This is a genomic window from Halorubrum luteum (genome assembly GCF_054652935.1).
On the sequence record NZ_BAAIGT010000002.1, the window covers coordinates 534605 to 552533 of the forward strand.

A 17929-nucleotide genomic window follows, 5' to 3' on the forward strand; every position below is an offset into this window, starting at 1 on the left:
AAGAGGTGGGAGGCGTCGCCCGGTTTCGACCGCCTACGACGTCCAGAACGCTTTCGTGAACAGCACGAGCACGGGGATGATCTCGATCCGCCCGATCCACATCAACACGATCATGACGGCCCGCGTGCTCAGCGGGAAGGAGGCGTACGTACCGTACGGTCCCGCGTCGCCGAACGCCGGACCGATGTTTAAAAACGTCGAGGCAGCCGCACCCATCGCCTCGAACTCGGAGACGCTGATCCCGACGCGAGCCGCGTCGACGACGACGAAGACGGTGAGCAGAAAGAAGATGATGATGCTCAAAAGCAGGTACGCGTAGATGTCGCGGATCACTTCCTCGTCCACCGGTGACCCGGACACGCGAACGGGTCGCACGGCGTCCGGATGCACGCTGGTGAACAGGTTCCGCCGGAACGCCTTCAGCGCGACGAGCCACCGGAGCGATTTTATCGAGCAGGTGGTCGACCCGACCATCCCACCGATGAACATGCTGAGAAACAGCATGTTCTTGGCCGCGGGTGACCACAGCTCGAAATCCGTGCTCGCGTAGCCGGTCGTCGTCACGAGGGAGGCGACGTTGAACAGCGCGTGACGGACCGTTTCCTCGAACCCGAACTCCGTGCCCGGATCAAAAAACAGCGACAGCGCGACGATCCCGGAGATCGCGGCCAGCGCGCCGAGATAGAAGTGGAACTCCTCGTTGCGGAGCAGCCGTTCCGGATCGCCGTTGATGAAGAAGTACAGCAGGACGAAGCTCGTCGACCCCACGATCATAAAGGGGATCACCGCCCACTGGATGACTGGGTGGAACGCGCCGACGCTCAGCGGCTCCGGGGAGAAGCCGGCGGTCGCGACCGAGGTGAACGCGTGTGCGACCGCGTTGTACAGGTCCATGCGCGGGTCGAGCGCGAGCCCCAGCGCGAAGTAGACGCCGACCGCGAGCAGCGTGATACCGACGTACAGTCCCCAGAGGAGCCGCGCGGTCTCCGATATCTTCGGCGTGAGCTTGTTGAGGTCGCGGGTCTGTGTCTCCGACTCCATCAGCTGTGCGCCACCGACGCCGAGCTCGGAGAGCACCGCGGTCGCCAGGATCAGGATGCCGAGCCCGCCGAGCCACTGGATCACCTGCCGCCACATCATGACCGACCGCGAGTGGACGGAAAAGTCCTCGAGCACGGTCGCGCCGGTCGTCGTCAGTCCGCTCATCGCCTCGAACATCGCGTTGACGGGATGTGCGATCGTTCCGACGCCGGCGACGACGAACGGGATCGCGCCCACGGCGGCGACGAGCAGCCAGATCAGCGCGACCGCGAGGAACGCCTCGCGCGGGCCCAGATCCGCCTCGGCGTCCCCGACGTACCGGAGCCCGCCGCCCAGCGCGAGGGTGACCGCGATCGCCGCGACGAACGGGAGCACCGACTCCCCGTAGTACACCGCCAGCAGGAGGGGGAACGCGAGCGGTCCCGCGAGATACGTGAGCACGGTGCCGGTGAGGTCGCTGCTCGCGCGCCAACGGACGCGGATGCGGATCCCGTCGAGCCGGTCGCTCACGCCGAGCATCTCAGGCCATCGACGCGAGCTCGCTCACGAACGCCGACTCGACGAAGACGACGATGTGGTCGCCCGGGCGAAGCACCGTGTCCCCACGGGGTGTGACGAGCTCTCTGTCCCTCGTGATCGCGCCGACCACGAACTTCGCGTCGATCTCCTCGACCAACTCGCTGATCGGCCGCCCGACGAGCGCGCAGTCGGCGGCGAGTTCGAGCTCGAGGACTTCGGCCTGGTCGTTCTCCAGCACCGCGATGTTCTCCGCGGTGCTCTCGAAGGTGAACCGCGTGATCTCCTCGGCGGTGACCGTCCGCGGGTTGACCGCGACGTCGATGCCGATCTCCTCGAACACGGTGACGTAGTCGGAGCTGTCGACGACGGCGACGACCCGATCGACGCCCAGCCGCTTCGCGAGAACCGACACGAGGAGGTTCTTCTCGTCGGACTCGAGCGCCGCGACGACGATGTCCGCCTCGTCGACGTGTTCGCGTGAGAGAAACTCCGTGTCGGTCGCGTCGTGTTCCATCACGACCGTGTTCGGGAGCTTCTCGGCCAGCCAGCGGGCCCGATCCCCGTCCTCCTCGATGAGCCGTGGTTTCAGCCCACGTTCCTCGAGGAGGCGTGCGGACTGATACCCGATCTCGCTACCGCCCACGACGACGATCTCGTCGGCGCTGTCCGGCGTCGTCTCGGGAGCGATGTCCATCGCGAACGCCTGGACGCTCTCCGGACTGCCGATGACGACCGCCCGGTCGCCCGCCTCGATCACGGTGTCGCCGGCAGCGAGGATCATCTCACCGTCCCTGAACAGGCCGGCGAACGTGAGCGACTCGAACCGGTCGGCCTCCGCGACGGTCTGGCCGGCGACCGGACTCTCCGAGCCGACCTCGAACTCGACCATCTGAACGATCCCGCCGGCGAACGGGTCGACGTCGATGGCCGCCGGGAGCCCGATGACGCGAACGATGTTCTCCGCGGTGAGGAGATCCGTACACACCATGAAGTCGACGCCGTAGGCGGTCTCGTCCCGCTCCCACGTCCGGAGGTACTCGGTGTTTTTCGTCCGCGCGATCGTGAACGCGTCGCCGAGCGTCTTCGCGGTGCCGCAGGCGACGAGGTTCGTCCGGTCGTCATCGGTGCAGGCGATGACCATGTCCGAGTTCGGGACGTCGGCCGCCTCCAGCGTCGCGGTCGTCGTGCCGTCGCCGGCCAGCGTGAGCACGTCGAACTCGAACTTGAGTCGCTCCGCGGTGTTCGGGTCGATATCGACGACGACGACCTCGTGGTCGGACGCGAGATTGGCGGCGATCGCCGTTCCGACCTCGCCAGCGCCGATGATGACCACATGCATGGTCTCCACGAGTCACGGGAGCGTAAAGTGGGTTACTATCGGGGTGCGGACGGTTGCAGCCAACGGATCACCGATGCCAACGGATCACCGAGGCCGACGTGCGGAGTCGTGCACGCCGGACACGAGGGGCCGGGCCCGGCTTCCGGGACAGAGGCGTGAGAGGACTCCGTCGGGAGCGGTCGTCGTGGATCTCGATCGGTGACGACGACGGGACGAAGCGGTGCGATCGGTCAGCGGGTTTTTTACCCGGGACCGAGAACTACCACGCATGCCCCAGATACACCTCGACGAGGAGACGGTCGAGCGGCTCGACGCGCTTCGGATCGACGACGAGGAGTACGACGAGATCGTGAACGAGCTGATCAACATCTACGAAGCCGGCGAGCTGGCGCTGTTCCGCGGAAGCGAATGGGAGTGAGCACGCCACTCCCTCCGGTTTACTCCTGATAGGAAACGCGCACCTGCTCCCATTTTCCGGCGTCCTCGAGATGACGCTGTAGTTCGTCGGCGTACTCCTGGAGGAGCCGCTCGGCCGCCTCCAGCTCCTCGTCGTCCGGGCCATCGCCGCCCCCGAGTCCGATCGCGTCCCTGATCGAGTCGAGCACGCCGCCTGAGGAGCCGCTCTCGCCACCCGGCGCACTGCCCATCGCGGCGACCTGTGACCGGACGTTCTCCAGTTCGGGCATGATCGCGGGCAGGTTCGACGTGTCTGCCACGATCCGCGCCGCGTCCGGGTCGTCCGCGTTCTCGATCTCGAACTCCGCCGCGGTCATGATCAACCCCCACTCCTGGCTCGAAAACCGGGATGACGCCAGCCGGTCGTTGAACTGTCTGTCGACGGCCATCCGCTCTCCGACGATCGCGTCCGTCCAATCGCTCATACCGGACGTTGGCGGGTGAGAATAAAAAGGCCGTTCCTGCACCGGACCACCACTGCGGCGCGTCGGACGTCCGCGTGACGCCGACGCAACGTCTATAGGGACGCCGGGAGTTGCCGTACGTACCGATGGCGTCTCTCACCGATCATCTCGCCGACCTCGTCGACGATGCGGACGCGGTGTTCCTGTTCTCGCCGACCGGCTCGTTCCACGAGCGGTTCACTGCGGACGAGACGGACGTCGTCGTCGTCGCACCCGACAACGACGTCAACGCGGAGACGTTCGTCGAGCTGCCGCTCCAGTTCGAGAACGTCCGCGACCGGATTCGGTTCGGGATCGAGGGTGCGATCGACGGCGATCTCGTCGCCGAGGGCGATTCGGTCGTCTGTGTCGCGTCGGTCTTCGACGGTGAGACCGACGCCGTCGTTCGCGTTTCGGTCGACGACGCGTTACATACGGGGATCTACGATCTGTTCGTCAACTCCCGAGCGGACCCCGGCGTGATCCGCGACGTGTTCGAGGTCGCGATCGAGCTCGGCAAGAAGGGACAGAAAGGGAAGCCGGTGGGCGCGCTGTTCGTCGTCGGCGACGCAGGAAAGGTGATGAACAAATCGCGGCCCCTGAGCTACAACCCGTTCGAGAAGTCACACGTCCACGTCGGCGATCCGATCGTCAACGTGATGTTAAAGGAGTTCTCGCGGCTCGACGGCGCGTTCGTCATCTCCGACTCCGGGAAGATCGTCTCCGCGTATCGGTATCTCGAGCCGGCCGCCGAGGGCGTCGACATCCCGAAAGGACTCGGTGCTCGCCATATGGCCGGCGGTGCGATCACCCGCGACACGAACGCGACGGCGATCGTGTTGTCGGAGTCCGACGGGCTCGTCCGGGCGTTTAAACGCGGTGCACTCATCATGGAGATCGATCCGGAGGAGTACTGATGACGCCGCAGACCGTCTCCCGACTTTCGGAGCTTCTGGATCCCGTCCCGGACCGAATCTGGCTCGCCCTGTTCGTTCTCATCGTCGGGCTGTTACTGGCGTATCTCGTCGTGGTGGTGAACCGGCGGCTGTTGCGACGGGCAGGCGTGCCCGAAGCGATCGAGGGGACCGCGTTCGAGCGGACCGCCCGGGAGTTCGGCACTTCGACGGTCAGCATCGTCGCGAAGCTATCGGGATACTTCATCGCCGGCGTCACGATCATCGTCGCGTTGACAGTTGCGAACGTCGAGTACGTCGATCTGTTCTGGTCGGACGTCGCCACCTTTCTCCCCAAGCTGTTCGTCGCCGCTCTCGTGTTGATCGTCGGCGTCGTGCTCGGCGACAAAGTCGAGCTGCTCGTCGCCGAGCGGCTCCGCGGCGTCAAGCTCCCCGAAAGCGGACTCTTCCCGCCGCTCGTCAAGTACAGCGTCGTCTACGTCGCGGTGCTCATCGCGCTCGGACAGATCGGCATCGAGACGCTGGCGCTCGTCGTGCTGCTCGCGGCGTACGCGTTCGCAGTCGTGCTGTTCACCGCGCTGGCGACGAAGGATCTGCTCGCGTCGGCCGCCGCGGGCGTGTTTCTCCTGTTGCGGCAGCCGTACGGGATCGGCGACGAGGTGAAGGTGGCGAACCGGCGCGGGATCGTCCAGGAGGTCGACCTGTTCGTCACACACATCGAAACCGACGGCGAAGAGCACGTCGTGCCGAACCACGTGGTGTTTCGCGACGGAATCGTCCGCATCCGGGAGTGACCACTCGCCGGCGCCGGCCCCACGGACGACCCACGACGGCGGCTCCACCGACGACCCACGACGGCGGCTCCACCGACGGTCTACGACGGCGTGTCGTAGCGGCCGTTTCGACTCCGCCAGAGAGCTCCGTCCGTGGCCCCGTTCGGGACCGAAATAGTCTTGTACGTATATTCCAATTTAAACCAACATGATACGAGCGTTTCTCACGGCGATCAAATCGAACCTGATCTACGTCGTTCTCGGGTCGCTCGTGGCCGGACTCGCGTTCGGGCAGGTCGTCGGTGCCGAGGCCGAAAGCGCCCTCCAGGCCGCGGTCCTCCCGGTGTTGTTCCTCATGATCTATCCGATGATGATCAACATCGACCTCAAGGAGGTCGTGAACGTCAGAAGCCACGCGGGAACGGTGTTTTTGAGTCTCGTCGTGAACTTCGGGATCGCGCCGCTGGTTGCGGTCGGGCTCGCACGACTGTTTTTCGACGGCAACGTGGGCTACGCGATCGGTTTATACTTCATCGCGCTGATCCCGACATCGGGGATGACCGCGGCGTGGACGGGGCTCGCGAACGGCGACCTCGAGTCCGCGCTCGTGGCGATGGCCGTCAACCTCCTCGTCGCCGTCGCCGTTCTGCCGGCGTACCTCGCCGCGTTGATTCCGGCGGAGGTCGGCTTCGATCCGAGCGCGCTGTACCGCCAGCTGGCGCTGATCGTCGTCGTCCCCATGGTCGCGGGCAATCTCACGCGCAGAGGGCTGCTCCGCCGCTACGGACAGCAGGGGTTCAAGCGGCTCAAACCGACGTTCGGCGGCCTCAGCTCGTTCGGCGTGATGCTCATCGTGTTCATCGCGATGGCGATGCGCTCGGAGAGCATCCTCGCGGACCCGATCGCCTCCGCGCTCACTGTCGTCCCGCTCGTGCTGTTTTATGCGGCGATCCTCGCCGTCGGCGCGGCGCTGGGACGGCTCCTGCTCGACACCGCCAGCGGGGTCGCGCTCGTGTACGCGACGAGCATGCGAAACCTCTCGATCGCGGTGGCGGTCGTCGTCGCCTCGCCGACGATACCGCAGACGGCGGTCCTCCCCATCGCGCTTGCGTACGTGCTCCAGCCGCCGCTCGGAGCCTTTTATATGCACTACCGGCGCGACGTCGTCGACGAAGGACTGAGTCTTCGAGAGGCGATCTCGTCGGTGTTATAACGTCGTCATCGGGAGCTGGCAAGCCGAAAACGGTGGATCGGTGGGTCGGTGTGCCGACCCACTCAAACCCGGCACGACTCGACGAGTGAGCGAACGAGCTTCCGCTCGACGTTGCTCAGCCGCTGTGACACCGCCGAGTTCGACACGTCGAACTCCTCGGCGAGCTCGGAGAGCGACGCTTCCCGGGGCTTCTCGTAATAGCCCCGCTCGACGGCGACTTCGGCCGTCTCGAGCTGCTGCTCCGACAGGTCGTCGACCGTGATCACGCACGGCGGCGACCCCTCCTGCGTCACGCAGTCGATCGACAGTGAGATCCCGGCGTTGTCCCCGAGACACACGAGCAGGTCGCGAGCGGCTTCGGGGTCGGACACCGAGAGACTCATTCGAACCTCGCCGCCGCGCCCCTGCTCCGACGGGTCGACCTCACACGACGAGCTACTGCTCATCCGTGGCGTCACCCCCATCCGCACCTCCTTCGAGAGCCGTCACCGATCGCTGCACGACGGTTTCGAGCGTCCGAGCCGCCCACCGGTGGAGCGCCACGTCGCTGGTCCGTTCGATGCGTTCGCGGAGCGCCGGCATCCAGTCGAGATGTGTCTCGGCGAACGCGACGTACTCCGCGTCGGCCCCGCGCTCCAACAGAAGACTCGCGTACTCCAGTTCGAGCGCGACGTGGTCCGCCGGATACGCGTCGGGCGTCTCGATCCCGACCGCCTCGTATCGGCGCTCCATGTCGTGTGCGGGCGGACCCGAGAGGATACCGCGGTCGGTCCCGTCCCACCACGGCTTGTAAACCGACTCCGCGGGCGGTGCGTACCCGCCACCCTCGAACCCCTCGAACGTCCGGAGATACGCCTCACTCGGGCGGTCCGGAAGCTCGGGCCGGTCGAGGTCGATCTCCAGGCCGTCGGCTCGCTCCCGAATGTGCTCCACCACCGCGCCGGACCGGAGCGCCTCGGACGTCTCGTCGCTCGGCTGCTCGAAACACCGCGCGAGCAGCGTGTGCAGCTCCGCGAGCGCCTCGAGAGGGGGTTCCTCGTCTGCAAGGTCACCGCCGGCAGGTTCGTCGGCGACGTCGTCCTCGCCGAGTCCGTCCGTCGCGACCGCCTCGCGTTCGGCGGCCGTCATGCGACGACCACCACCGGGTGCTGTTCGGCCGCGAGCAGGAACAGGATCCGCATCACGAGCCCGCTCACCGTGAGGAGCCCGAAGGAACCGATCAGTATCGGGCCGCCGGCTCGCTCGACGGGCTCGGGTAGCCGTCCCGCGACCGCGGCGACGCCGAACGCGATGCCGGCCAGCAGTGCCAACACCAGGCCGATGACGACGACCCAGACGCCGATCGCCAGCGTGCCGCTCGTCAGCGCGCCGTAGGAGGCGCTCGCGGCCGGCGCCTCGCTTCCGGCGAGGAGCGTCCAGCCGTACCCCGCGATCAGCAAGCTCACGCCGGAGAGCACGCCGACGGCGACCGCGTAGCCACCGAACACCGGACCGATCTCCCGCTCGAACAGCATCGTGACCGCGAGCGTGAGGCCGATCCCGGCTGCGACGCCGCTGGTCAGGAACAGCGCCGGAACGATCGCCGGCTCGTTCCACAGCGGCACCGTCTCGACGATCGACAGCTCGAATCCCGTGTAGATCGTCGCCAGCGCGAAGAGGCTCCCGAGCACGTGTAGCGCCGCGAACCCCGCCATCGGCGGGCGAACCCGGTCGACGAGTCGGTCGACCGTTCCGAGGATCCCCAGCTTCGCGACGATGACTCGCGGCCAGAGGCTCGCACCGTCGTCGGCCGCCGCGGACTCGCCGAACAGCTGGAGCACCAGACACACCGTGGCGAGCACCGACAGGATCACGAGGATCCACGTCCCGATCGTGATCCACGAGCTGAAGTTGGTGAGATACACCGGAAACAGCAGCGCTCGGTACACCACCGCGAGGTGTGATATCACGGCCAGTCCCGCGCCCGCGGCGCTGAACACCGAGATCAGGAACCCCCACCGGGCGATCTCCGACTCCAAACAGCAGGCTCCGGACCCCCGCCACGACCGAATGAAGCAGGCGGACGCGCCCGTGAGATACGCACCCCCGGCGAGCGCCGCGAGGTAGAGATACACCGGGATCGACAGATCCCAGTAGTCGGCCGGGAGCCACCGGAACCCGACGAACGTCTCCAGTGCGATGAGTGCGGTCGTCATCGTGATCACCCGTTGAGCCAGTCGGACTCACGCCCATCGACGCCGCCCCCGTCGACCGAGGCGGTCGCGTCGGTGCCGCTGGCGTCCGCCGCCGCATCGCCGGCCTCGCCCAGCGACGCGGTCGCGTCCTCGTCCATCGGCTCCACGATAACGCGTGAGTCGTATGCGCCGTTCCTGAACCGCTGTGCCGCCGACTCGGACGCCTCCTCCATCACGTCAGTCACCGGACCGGCCTTGATCGCGTCGCCGACGCAGTTGTCGACACACGAGGGTTTGGCGCCGCCGTCCTCCGGCTTCCGTTTCGCCGGCTTCCCGTGTCCGCTTCCGGGCCCCTCGCCGAGACACATGTTACATTTCGACATGAGCCCCTCCTCGCCGTACGTCGGCGCGCCGTACGGACACGCCCACGCACAGTAGTGACAGCCGATACAGAGGTCCCGGTCGACGGTGACGATGCCGTCCTCTTCGCGCTTTTCGATCGCGTCCGGCGGACACACCTTCTCACACGGCGCGTCGTGACAGTGCATACACGACATCGACACCGGCACCTCCTCGAAGTCGGGGTACTCCCCCCTGCTGAGGTGGGTCACCGTCCGCCAGTCGTCGGCGTCGGCGTCGCGGTTGTGTCGCTGACTACACGAGATCGAACAGGCGTGACAGCCGATACACCGGTTCGGGTCGAAGTAGAACATCCACTGTTCTCCCATCGTCAGTCACCTCCCACCTTCGTAACGTCGGAAGCGACGTGTCTGTCGGGCTGTCCCGTGATCGGATCCATCTGTTTGTCGTGTAGTAACATCGTGTTCATCCCCTCGTCGTCGGGTCGGAGCGACCCCTCGCCGAACCCGTACTCCGACGTGATGAAGCCGGGCTGGGTTCGCTCGCTCACGTACGCCATCAGCTCGCCGCTTCCGGTCTCGGATTCGAGTCGAACCGTGTCGCCGCTCTCGATCCCGCGCGGTTCGGCGTCCCGCGGGTTCATCACGAGGTAGTTCCCGCGGTACTCCTCGCCCTCGAGATCGTGTCGCTCGGCGTACTTCTGGAGCAGTCGGTCGAGCGCCTGGTCGCTGCCGTGCGAGAAGTACACGGCTCGCGTGTCGAAGAAGTTGAGCGGGTACTCGTCGCTCAGCTCGTCGCCGTACGTTCCCGGCGGGATCCACTCGGGAGCGGTGTCCATCCCGGCCTCCTCTGCCGCCTGCACGAGCGGCGGGATCCGGTCGAGATCGAACTGGAACTCGTAGTCGTCACCCCACTGCTCGTACGGGTACTCGTCTATCAGCTCGTAGTTCTTCTCGCCACTGCTGAGCTCCGCGAGCGTGAGGTCGTGGATCGAGAGCTGGTCGTCGATGAACTCCTCGGCGTCGTCCCACGGGAAGTACTCGCCCCAGCCCATCGCCTCGGCGACCCCGACGAGGATGTCGTAGTCCGGCTTCGTGTTGAACTGCGGCTCGACGGCGGCCTGCCCGCCGGTCACCCACGTCTTGTCGCTGTAGGCGTTCCAGCTACCGTTGTTCACCGTATCCTTCTCGAGCTGCGTCGCGTCCGCGAACACCACGTCCGCGTTCCGGGTGACCCCGTTCCAGTACGCGTCGACGGCGATGACCAGATCCATCTCCTCGATGGCATCGAGCCAGCCCTGCGCGTTGCCGTCCTTCAACGGCATGTCGTGGTGGCAGTAGATGCCGTTGATGTGGCCGTTCTCGACCATATCGGGTACGAGGTTGTGGGCGATCCCCTCGATGTGGCGTGCCGGGTACTCCGAATACTCGTCGTACTGCTGGAGCGCCGGGGTCTTCCCCTCCGCGTTGTTCGGCAGGTCGATGTCCCGCACCTCGAACGGGTCCGCGAGCTCCGCGGACTGCCACATCCGGAGTCCGCCGGGACGGTCGATGTTGCCGACGAGCCCGTTCAGCGCGGTGATGTTCTGGGCGTTCTTCCAGCCGTTACCGACCTGTGCGACGCCGGTCCAGATGCTGATCCCCGCCTGCGGCGCTGCCTCGGCGAAGCCGATCGCGACCTCCCGGATGTCGTCGGCGTCGAGGCCGGTGATCTCGGCGGCCCACTCGGGGGTTTTGTCCTCGACCGCCTCGCGGTACGCCTCGAACCCGTACGTGTGGTTCTCGACGAACTCCTCGTCGTACAGCTCCTCCTCGATGATGACGTGCGCCATCGCCAGCGCGAGCGCGCCGTCCGTCCGCGGCTTGATCGGGAGCCACTTATCGGATTTCTGGGCGGTCTCGGTGTGTTGGGGGTCGATCGTGACGAGCGTCGCGTCGTTGTTGTCGATCGCCTCGAGCACGCCTTTCGGCTCGAACTGTCCGGCGAACGCCTCCATCATGTTTCGCCCCCAGGCGATGATGTACTCGGAGTTCTGGTAGTCGGGCATCCGGTTGTTCGAGCCGACGCCCATCATGCCGCCCGCGACGAACGTCGGACCGGCACAGACGTGGACGCCGCGACCGATCCGCTCCGGCGTGCCGTACAGGTCCCGCCAGATGTTGCGGAAGATGGGGGTTTCAGCCCAGCTCCCGGCGTCGAGGAACGTCTCCGCACCGTGTTCCTCGTCGAACTCCTCCAATCGTTCGGCGGTGTACTCGAACGCCTCCTCCCACGACGCCTCGCGAAGCTCGCCGTCCTCGCGGATGTACGGCTGTTTGATCCGGTCGGGGTCGTGCGTCTTATCGAGCTGGTTCAGCCCCTTCGGACACAGGGTTCCTTCGGTGCCCGCGCCGGCGCTTCCTCGTGGGTTGCCGTCGACGCCCGTGATGTCCACGACGGTTCCGTCGTTGACGAACGCCTTCTGGCTACAGTCGTGACAGCACATCCAGCAGTTCCCGAACGCGACCTCCGCGTCACCGAGGCGGTTGAGGTCGCGGTCGGTGTCCCCCTCGATGAGGTCGGTACAGCCGCTCAGTCCCGCGACTCCCGCGGCCGCACCGGTGGTTTTCAACAGCGTCCGACGGGAGAGGCTCAGTCCGCCACCCTGGTCGCTACTCATCGTCGATCCCTCCTGGCGCGACGTAGTCGTCGCCGAACTCGGCTTTGAAGCGTTCGTGGTACTGCTCGTGGAACTCCTCCTCGGAGAGCTCCCCGTTCGCGACGCGCATCGCGGCCTCGCCCACCTCGCGGCCGAGCTCCTGATCGTACTCGCTCGGTTCCGGCTCGGTGTCGAGCGATTCGAGCGTTTCCAACGGATCCAGTTTGTCGTTTCGGGACATCAGTAGCTCACATATCTAACAAGGGGACCGATCCCCATAGCCGACACTCGGGACCGATGAAGGTTTTATAACCACCCCACGTGCGTTGGTACGAACACCGAACGAAGGGAGATCCGTAAAGAACCATACATTCCGGGTTTTAGGGCCTAACACCGCCGCTCTCGATTTTCGCGCGTTCGCGAAGCGGATTTAATGATTTAAATACTGATCCGACAGAAGATGGCCGAACGTTCGAGGACCGTTCGGGATCCACCATCGGCGCTTCTTTCGAGACTCCGACGGGATCCGTCGAACGTCGGTCGCCGCGGCCGGAGTGGGAAGCGATTAGCAGCCCCAGTCGCCGCCTTCGCCGTCCTCGCCGTCGCCCTCCTCGATCTCGCCTCCCATGTAGCCGATGTCCTCGGCTTCGACCTGGTTGGCTTCCGCGGACTCGAGGTCGGGGATCTCGTCGACGGCGACCTCGATGTCGGCCCACTCCTCGTCGCCATCGGTACGGTCGTGCATGTCGACGCGCCACTCGTCGGGCACCTCGTCGCCCGCGTACTGGATCCACTGCCTGCTGTAGGAGCCGTCGTACACCATCACGTCGTCGTACTCGAGGATCCCGTCGAGTGCGAAGAAGCTCTTGGTGGCGCGGTAGCCGCTCCCACAGTAGGTGAGAACGGTGTCGTCGGGGCCAACGCCGAGCTCGTCGTAGTGAGCTTCGACCTCGTCGGGATCGAGCCACGTCGCGGTGTCGTCGTACATCCCGCGGTAGTGATCGTGGCCGTGGGTGGCGGTCGCGTCGTCCCAGACAGCGTTCGAGATCATTATGTCCGGCTGCGGGTGGGTGCGGTTTTCGAGGATCACGTCGTCGCTTTCCCCGTCGTTCAGGTTGTCGACGCGCTGGATCATCTGTGCGACGCCGAGGCGGAGGTCGTTGTTCAGCTCGTCGTTCGCCTGGACGCTGAAGTCGGCGTCGGCGGTGACGCCGGGGTCGAACTCGCCCTCCTCGAGACCGTACTCCTCGCCGTAGGCGTGGTAGCCGCCGTTGAGGAGTTTGACGCGCTCTCTGGGGAATCCCCAGTAGCGCAGCGTCCAGTACACGCGTGCGGTCCGGAGCGGACTGGACCCCGAGACGACGACCGTCGTTTCGGGACAGACGCCGGCTTTGTCCATCACGGCGTCCATCTGGTCGCCCGTGGCGACGAGCGGAGCGGCCTCGGCGAGCCCCTCGAGCCGCATCGCGTGGATATCGTCCGCCTCGATCGGGACGGCCCCCGGAACGTGACCCTCCTCGAACGACTGAATTTCTGCTTCCTGATCCGCGTCGACGTACCAGTCGTCGACGCGCAGGATGACGACGCGGTCCTCACCGTCCACGTCCTCTTTGTTTACGAGACCCGCGTCCTGCCACTCTTTGAGCGTCGCGGGCTCGATGAGGGCGTTCTCGGTCGCCTGTGGGTCCGGAAGCTCCTCCTCTTGTTCCTCTTCGGGCTCGGGTTCCTCTTCTTCGGGCTCCTCCTCTTCGGGCTCCGGCTCCTCTTCAGGCTCGGGTTCCGGCTCGTCGTCGGCACAGCCGGCGACTGCGGCTCCGATACCGATGCTGGTCGCCGCGAGCACCGACCGGCGGTTGAGGCTAAGTCGGTCCATGTGGGAGTCGTCGTTCATATCTCTCACAGGTAGACGTTTATTCCGTCCGGCCATAGGAGATGCTCGGGACCGATTAAGGTTTTATATACGCTATCCGGACTCAGTGATCGACACTGAAGCGCCGGGTGCGAGAGAAACGCGGGTTCAGTGCAGCGAGCGTCGGTTTCTGCGGTTCTTCGTCTTCCCGGCCGCGACGACGGCGGTTTAGAATGTTATATACGCCACTGCGACGTCGCAGCCTCGTCAGGAGTCCTGCCAGCAGCTACACTCGCAGTTCAGCTGTCTGAAGACGTTGCCCTCCGCGCGCTGGAGACGCTGGGAGAGCGCCGACGTCGAGATGTCGAGCTCCGCGGCGACGTCGGAAAGCGACGTGTCCGAGTCCGGATCGTAGTGGCCGCAGTCCTGCGCGATCGAGACCGCCTCGCGCTGTTTCGGCGTCAGCGAGGTGAGATCCACCGAACACGACTCCACCCCGTCCGGACCCTCGGTCGAGGTGAGCGACCGGACGGTGACGCTCGCGCAGCGCTGTCGGATCTCGTTGACGATCGTCGAGAGCGTGTCGACGTCGTCGATCCGCGTCTCGACCACGAACGAGCCCTCGCCGGTCTCTAAGAAGCGAGGGATACAGCCGTAGCGTGAGAACACGATCCCCGGACAGTGCTCGCAGATCGGCGAGGAGAACTGCTTCGTCGACGAGCTGGTCTCGCCGCACTCGAGCAGCTCGACCTCCGCGAGACACTGCCCCATCTGGTATCGAACGTCGACGTCGAGCACGTTCCCCTCGAACTCGTCCATCGGACAGAAGCCGCCGCGCTCGACCTCCAGCACCGCTCGGACACCACGATCTTGATACGGCGATCGTTCCAACCTGGTGCAAGCCTCCGCGATCGTCGACTCCGATGACGATCCGGTGTCGTGACTCGTGCGGGGGTCAGCGGCCGTTTCCTCGTCGGATATCGCGGTGCCGTGGTTCGCCATCTGCCTGGCGACAGATACGGCTCCGGGAAGGATAAGTGAACGACGGATTCTCAACGAGTAGGAACGGGACCGGACGACTGCGCTTCGGTTGTCAGTGTGTGAGAAATCCTCGTGTGAGCTCTTCTCGGCGCTCGTGCGAGTCGAGCACTCGGGTACGTAAACAGCCGTCATACTGAGGCAAACGTTTGTGCTCGTACAGGCCATTCGTCCACGTGCCGGTTTCACACCGGCGACGGAACGACACCCATCCATCGTGGTGACAGCCGTCCTCGACCGGCACTCGTGAGCGACCCTGTCTCCCGTCGTGGTCGGGACGACCGCCTTCCTCCCCTGCGGTCGTCGCGACGACACCCTCCCACCCGACGACCACAATCTGTTAGCCGTTGCCGCCCTTTCCGGAACCGTGGACGACGTCATCGACTGGCTTCGCAGCCGCCCGTACTACGAGGGACAGATCGCGGCGCACAGACGCATCCCAGCACGCGATCCGGAGTTTGCGGACGTCGACGTCGACGCTCGGCTCGCAAGCGCGCTCGCCGACCGAGGGGTCGATCGGCCGTATCGCCATCAGGCCGAGGCGATCACGGCGCTCCGCGACGGCGACGACGTGGTGCTCGCCACGGCGACCGCGAGCGGCAAATCCCTCGCGTACACGATTCCCGCGTTCGAGGCCGCGATGGACCACGGCGGACGGACGCTGTACATCGGTCCGCAGAACGCGCTGATCGCCGACCAGGAGGAGACGCTCTCCGAACTCGCTCGCGGGCTCGGCTTCGGGAGCCGCGTCTCCGTCGACTCGTACACCGGACGACTCTCGCGAGCGGAGAAACGCGACGTTCGCGACCGCCGACCCACGGTGCTTCTGTCGAATCCGGATATGCTCCATTACGCGCTGTTGCCGTACGCCGGACGGCTGTGGGAGTGGTTCTTCGCCTCGCTGGAGTACGTCGTCATCGACGAGATCCACACCTACCGCGGCGTGTTCGGCTCGCAGGTCGCGTTGACGCTCCGGCGACTCGCGCGTACCTGCGAGCGGTTCGACGCCGACCCGCAGTTCGTCTGCTGCTCGGCGACGATCAACAACCCCGTCGACCACGCCGCGACGGTCACCGGCCGCGACCCGGAGCGGATCGCGCTCGTCGACGAGGACACCTCCGGCCACGGGCCCCGCGACTGGGTGTTGTGGAACCCGCCGGAGTACGACGACGACTGGCGGGAGCGAGGGAGCGGCCGACGCCGCTCGAGTCACACCGAGAGCAAGCGGCTGTTCGTCGACCTCGTTGCGTCCGGCCGGCAGACGCTCACGTTTACGCGGGCCCGACAGACGGCCGAGCAGTACGCCACCGACAGCGCCGGCGAACTCCGCGAGCGGGGGCACAACGAGCTCGCTGCGAACGTGGGGGCGTATCAGGCGGCGCTGTCGAACGAGACGCGCCGGGAGATCGAATCGCAGCTGCACGCGGGCGAGCTGCGTGGCGTCTGGTCGACGAACGCGCTGGAGCTCGGCGTCGACGTCGGCGGGCTCGACGCGGTGATCCTCGACGGCTATCCCGGCACGCGGATGTCGGCGCACCAGCGGGCTGGGCGCGCGGGCCGCGGCGACGACCCGGCGCTCGTCGTGATGGTCGCCGGTGAGGACCAGCTCGACCAGTACCTGATGAACCATCCGGACGATTTCTTCGATGCACCGCCGGAGGACGCGATCTGCGACCCGGAGAACGACCGACTGCTCGCCCGTCACGTCGCGTGTGCCGCCGACGAGAGCTGGCTGTCGCCGGACGACCGGAGCCGTTTCGGCGACTCGTTTCCGGCGGTCGTCGCCGACCTGACTGAGGAGGGGCGGCTGGACCAGCGGAGCACGGCGAGCGGGATGCGGTGGACGTTCGACGGTGCAGCGAGCCCCCAACACGAGATGAGCCTCCGAACCGCCGAGGAGCGCGAGATCGACCTGCGGGACCGCTCCTCGAACGAGACGGTGGCCTCGCTCGGGTTCGCAGACGCGCTCCGCGACGCACACCCGGGTGCGATCTACCATCAGCAGGGGCGCACGTACGAGGTGACCGAACTGGATCTCGACCGCGATGTCGCGCACCTCCAGTCGTCGTGGGCGGACTACTACACACAGGTGCTCTCCGAGAAGGACGTCGTGGTGAACGCTGATCTCGACGAGCGGAGCCTCGCCGGACGACCGGATACGCCGATCCGGTTCGCCGACGTGACGGTCACCGAGCAGATCACGGGGTTCGTTCGGAAGGACGCGGCGACCGGCGAGTCGCTTGGTGAGTCCTCGCTGGATCTGCCGGAGACGACGCTCCGGACGCGAGCGCTCTACATCCCGGTTCCAGAGGGGATCGAGGCTGCGATGCGGTCGATGTGCGACGGTGACGGAGCCGGGGAACACGCGTTCAACGGCGGGATCCACGCCGCCGAACACGGGCTCATCTCGCTTTTCCCGTTCCACCTCCTGTGTGACCGCGCTGACGTCGGCGGGCTCTCGACGCCGTACCACCCACACACCGACGGTCCTGCAGTGTTCGTGTACGACGGCTACCCCGGCGGCGTCGGGCTCACCCGGCGGGGCCACGAGCGAATCGAGGAGCTGATCGGCCGGACGGCCCGCCTGATAGACGGCTGTGATTGTACGGACGGCTGTCCGGCCTGCGTCCAGTCACCCCACTGCGGGAACGCGAACGAGCCCCTCGCGAAGGCGCCGGCGGTTCACCTGCTGGAGGCGTTGACGGACGTGGAAGGCGGGACCGACGATGCGAAGACGTCTACCGTCCACGATTGAATCCACGGATTGCCGGCACGCGGCGCGCGGATCCCCCGCAGCATTAAGCGGCTGGCCGGCGAACGTCGACGTATGACTGAACGATCGCTGACGCTCCTCGAGATCCATTTCGACGAAGCGAGCGTCCAGCTCGGCTCGAAGACGTTCGGAACGGCAGCCGACGAGAGCGACGACCACGAGGCGGCCGCAGCGTCCGGGCCGGACGACGGCGACTCCGGATGCGCTCTCGGACGCGCGGTGGGTGGGGCGATGCTCCTCGTCGCAGTCGTCGTTGCGCTCGCCGTCATCGCGTGGAAGCTCCTCGGGGATACCGACCTCGAGGCGGCGGCCGAGCTCGACGAGCTCGCCGAGTACTGATCGTTCCGGGACACGTTCCGCGAGCGCCGTCTCGTGCTCGACCGTGTCGTCGTTGGGGGG

The 17929-nt window shown here is 66.1% G+C and carries 17 protein-coding genes; 6 read left to right on the forward strand and 11 right to left on the reverse strand.

Translation table 11 applies throughout. The features are described 5' to 3' along the window. Nucleotides 1–33 precede the first annotated feature (33 nt). Both ACYQ0R_RS02650 and trkA read right to left on the reverse strand, forming a co-directional pair. Nucleotides 34–1560 carry a TrkH family potassium uptake protein gene (locus ACYQ0R_RS02650; protein ID WP_459820793.1) on the reverse strand — a complete coding sequence of 509 codons (1527 nt, stop codon included), beginning with the start codon at nt 1558–1560 and terminating at the stop codon, nt 34–36. Between the two features lies 1 nt (nt 1561). Next, complete coding sequence (gene trkA / locus ACYQ0R_RS02655; RefSeq protein WP_459820794.1) at nt 1562–2899, reverse strand: Trk system potassium transporter TrkA; 1338 nt, start codon at nt 2897–2899, stop codon at nt 1562–1564. A gap of 268 nt (nt 2900–3167) precedes the next feature. On the opposite strand from trkA, the gene ACYQ0R_RS02660 reads away from it, so the two are divergent. Then, on the forward strand, nt 3168–3317 hold the full coding sequence (locus tag ACYQ0R_RS02660) for a DUF7557 family protein (protein WP_459820795.1): 150 nt from the start codon (nt 3168–3170) through the stop codon (nt 3315–3317). A 19-nt stretch (nt 3318–3336) separates the two neighbouring features. Here ACYQ0R_RS02660 and ACYQ0R_RS02665 read toward each other — a convergent pair whose 3' ends face one another. After that, on the reverse strand, nt 3337–3780 hold the full coding sequence (locus ACYQ0R_RS02665) for a DUF5799 family protein (protein WP_459820796.1): 444 nt from the start codon (nt 3778–3780) through the stop codon (nt 3337–3339). 125 nt (nt 3781–3905) lie between these two features. On the opposite strand from ACYQ0R_RS02665, the gene dacZ reads away from it, so the two are divergent. The 3 genes from dacZ to ACYQ0R_RS02680 all read left to right on the forward strand — a co-directional run bounded on the left by dacZ (nt 3906) and on the right by ACYQ0R_RS02680 (nt 6698). Next, nucleotides 3906–4715 carry a diadenylate cyclase DacZ gene (gene dacZ, locus ACYQ0R_RS02670; RefSeq protein ID WP_459820797.1) on the forward strand — a complete coding sequence of 270 codons (810 nt, stop codon included), beginning with the start codon at nt 3906–3908 and terminating at the stop codon, nt 4713–4715. Then, on the forward strand, nt 4715–5506 hold the full coding sequence (locus ACYQ0R_RS02675; protein ID WP_459820798.1) for a mechanosensitive ion channel family protein: 792 nt from the start codon (nt 4715–4717) through the stop codon (nt 5504–5506). Before dacZ ends, ACYQ0R_RS02675 begins: the two co-directional genes overlap by 1 nt. A gap of 187 nt (nt 5507–5693) precedes the next feature. Beyond that, nucleotides 5694–6698, forward strand: coding sequence for an arsenic resistance protein (locus ACYQ0R_RS02680; RefSeq protein ID WP_459820799.1), 1005 nt, complete (start codon nt 5694–5696; stop codon nt 6696–6698). Between the two features lie 62 nt (nt 6699–6760). Here the strand turns inward: ACYQ0R_RS02680 and ACYQ0R_RS02685 are convergent, their stop codons facing one another. The 8 genes from ACYQ0R_RS02685 to ACYQ0R_RS02720 all read right to left on the reverse strand — a co-directional run bounded on the left by ACYQ0R_RS02685 (nt 6761) and on the right by ACYQ0R_RS02720 (nt 14571). Further along, the gene (locus tag ACYQ0R_RS02685; protein WP_459820800.1) at nt 6761–7144 is read right to left on the reverse strand and encodes a helix-turn-helix domain-containing protein; all 384 of its coding nucleotides are present in this window, start codon (nt 7142–7144) and stop codon (nt 6761–6763) included. Next, a complete protein-coding gene (locus tag ACYQ0R_RS02690; protein ID WP_459820801.1) occupies nt 7134–7826 on the reverse strand; it encodes a TorD/DmsD family molecular chaperone in 693 nt (230 codons plus the stop codon). Before ACYQ0R_RS02690 ends, ACYQ0R_RS02685 begins: the two co-directional genes overlap by 11 nt. Next, nucleotides 7823–8893 carry a dehydrogenase gene (locus tag ACYQ0R_RS02695; RefSeq protein WP_459820802.1) on the reverse strand — a complete coding sequence of 357 codons (1071 nt, stop codon included), beginning with the start codon at nt 8891–8893 and terminating at the stop codon, nt 7823–7825. Before ACYQ0R_RS02695 ends, ACYQ0R_RS02690 begins: the two co-directional genes overlap by 4 nt. Nucleotides 8894–8898: 5 nt before the next feature. Next, nucleotides 8899–9600: a 4Fe-4S dicluster domain-containing protein gene (locus tag ACYQ0R_RS02700; protein ID WP_459820803.1), complete on the reverse strand. Its 702-nt coding sequence runs from the start codon at nt 9598–9600 to the stop codon at nt 8899–8901. 2 nt (nt 9601–9602) lie between these two features. Continuing rightward, nucleotides 9603–11891, reverse strand: coding sequence for a molybdopterin-dependent oxidoreductase (locus ACYQ0R_RS02705; RefSeq protein WP_459820804.1), 2289 nt, complete (start codon nt 11889–11891; stop codon nt 9603–9605). Further along, entirely contained in the window at nt 11884–12111 is a 228-nt protein-coding gene (locus tag ACYQ0R_RS02710) for a 4Fe-4S ferredoxin N-terminal domain-containing protein (protein WP_459820805.1), read from the reverse strand. Before ACYQ0R_RS02710 ends, ACYQ0R_RS02705 begins: the two co-directional genes overlap by 8 nt. 324 nt (nt 12112–12435) lie before the next feature. After that, complete coding sequence (extH, locus tag ACYQ0R_RS02715) at nt 12436–13761, reverse strand: selenite/tellurite reduction operon rhodanese-like protein ExtH (RefSeq protein ID WP_459820806.1); 1326 nt, start codon at nt 13759–13761, stop codon at nt 12436–12438. A gap of 225 nt (nt 13762–13986) precedes the next feature. After that, complete coding sequence (locus tag ACYQ0R_RS02720) at nt 13987–14571, reverse strand: helix-turn-helix domain-containing protein (protein ID WP_459820807.1); 585 nt, start codon at nt 14569–14571, stop codon at nt 13987–13989. A 553-nt stretch (nt 14572–15124) separates the two neighbouring features. Between ACYQ0R_RS02720 and ACYQ0R_RS02725 the strand changes: the two genes are divergently transcribed. Both ACYQ0R_RS02725 and ACYQ0R_RS02730 read left to right on the forward strand, forming a co-directional pair. Continuing rightward, nucleotides 15125–17512 carry a DEAD/DEAH box helicase gene (locus tag ACYQ0R_RS02725; RefSeq protein WP_459820808.1) on the forward strand — a complete coding sequence of 796 codons (2388 nt, stop codon included), beginning with the start codon at nt 15125–15127 and terminating at the stop codon, nt 17510–17512. 72 nt (nt 17513–17584) lie between these two features. Further along, entirely contained in the window at nt 17585–17869 is a 285-nt protein-coding gene (locus tag ACYQ0R_RS02730; protein WP_459820809.1) for a hypothetical protein, read from the forward strand. Nucleotides 17870–17929: the final 60 nt, after the last annotated feature.

Excerpts from the sequence above, each read along its gene's own strand:
- ACYQ0R_RS02700 (WP_459820803.1), bottom strand. The coding sequence starts at position 9,600 with ATGGGAGAACAGTGGATGTTCTACTTCGACCCGAACCGGTGTATCGGC.
- ACYQ0R_RS02690 (WP_459820801.1), bottom strand. The coding sequence starts at position 7,826 with ATGACGGCCGCCGAACGCGAGGCGGTCGCGACGGACGGACTCGGCGAG.
- ACYQ0R_RS02710 (WP_459820805.1), bottom strand. The coding sequence starts at position 12,111 with ATGTCCCGAAACGACAAACTGGATCCGTTGGAAACGCTCGAATCGCTC.
- ACYQ0R_RS02675 (WP_459820798.1), top strand. The coding sequence starts at position 4,715 with ATGACGCCGCAGACCGTCTCCCGACTTTCGGAGCTTCTGGATCCCGTC.
- ACYQ0R_RS02660 (WP_459820795.1), top strand. The coding sequence starts at position 3,168 with ATGCCCCAGATACACCTCGACGAGGAGACGGTCGAGCGGCTCGACGCG.
- ACYQ0R_RS02665 (WP_459820796.1), bottom strand. The coding sequence starts at position 3,780 with ATGAGCGATTGGACGGACGCGATCGTCGGAGAGCGGATGGCCGTCGAC.
- extH (WP_459820806.1), bottom strand. The coding sequence starts at position 13,761 with ATGAACGACGACTCCCACATGGACCGACTTAGCCTCAACCGCCGGTCG.
- ACYQ0R_RS02685 (WP_459820800.1), bottom strand. The coding sequence starts at position 7,144 with ATGAGCAGTAGCTCGTCGTGTGAGGTCGACCCGTCGGAGCAGGGGCGC.
- ACYQ0R_RS02730 (WP_459820809.1), top strand. The coding sequence starts at position 17,585 with ATGACTGAACGATCGCTGACGCTCCTCGAGATCCATTTCGACGAAGCG.
- ACYQ0R_RS02680 (WP_459820799.1), top strand. The coding sequence starts at position 5,694 with ATGATACGAGCGTTTCTCACGGCGATCAAATCGAACCTGATCTACGTC.
- dacZ (WP_459820797.1), top strand. The coding sequence starts at position 3,906 with ATGGCGTCTCTCACCGATCATCTCGCCGACCTCGTCGACGATGCGGAC.
- ACYQ0R_RS02695 (WP_459820802.1), bottom strand. The coding sequence starts at position 8,893 with ATGACGACCGCACTCATCGCACTGGAGACGTTCGTCGGGTTCCGGTGG.
- trkA (WP_459820794.1), bottom strand. The coding sequence starts at position 2,899 with ATGCATGTGGTCATCATCGGCGCTGGCGAGGTCGGAACGGCGATCGCC.
- ACYQ0R_RS02650 (WP_459820793.1), bottom strand. The coding sequence starts at position 1,560 with ATGCTCGGCGTGAGCGACCGGCTCGACGGGATCCGCATCCGCGTCCGT.
- ACYQ0R_RS02705 (WP_459820804.1), bottom strand. The coding sequence starts at position 11,891 with ATGAGTAGCGACCAGGGTGGCGGACTGAGCCTCTCCCGTCGGACGCTG.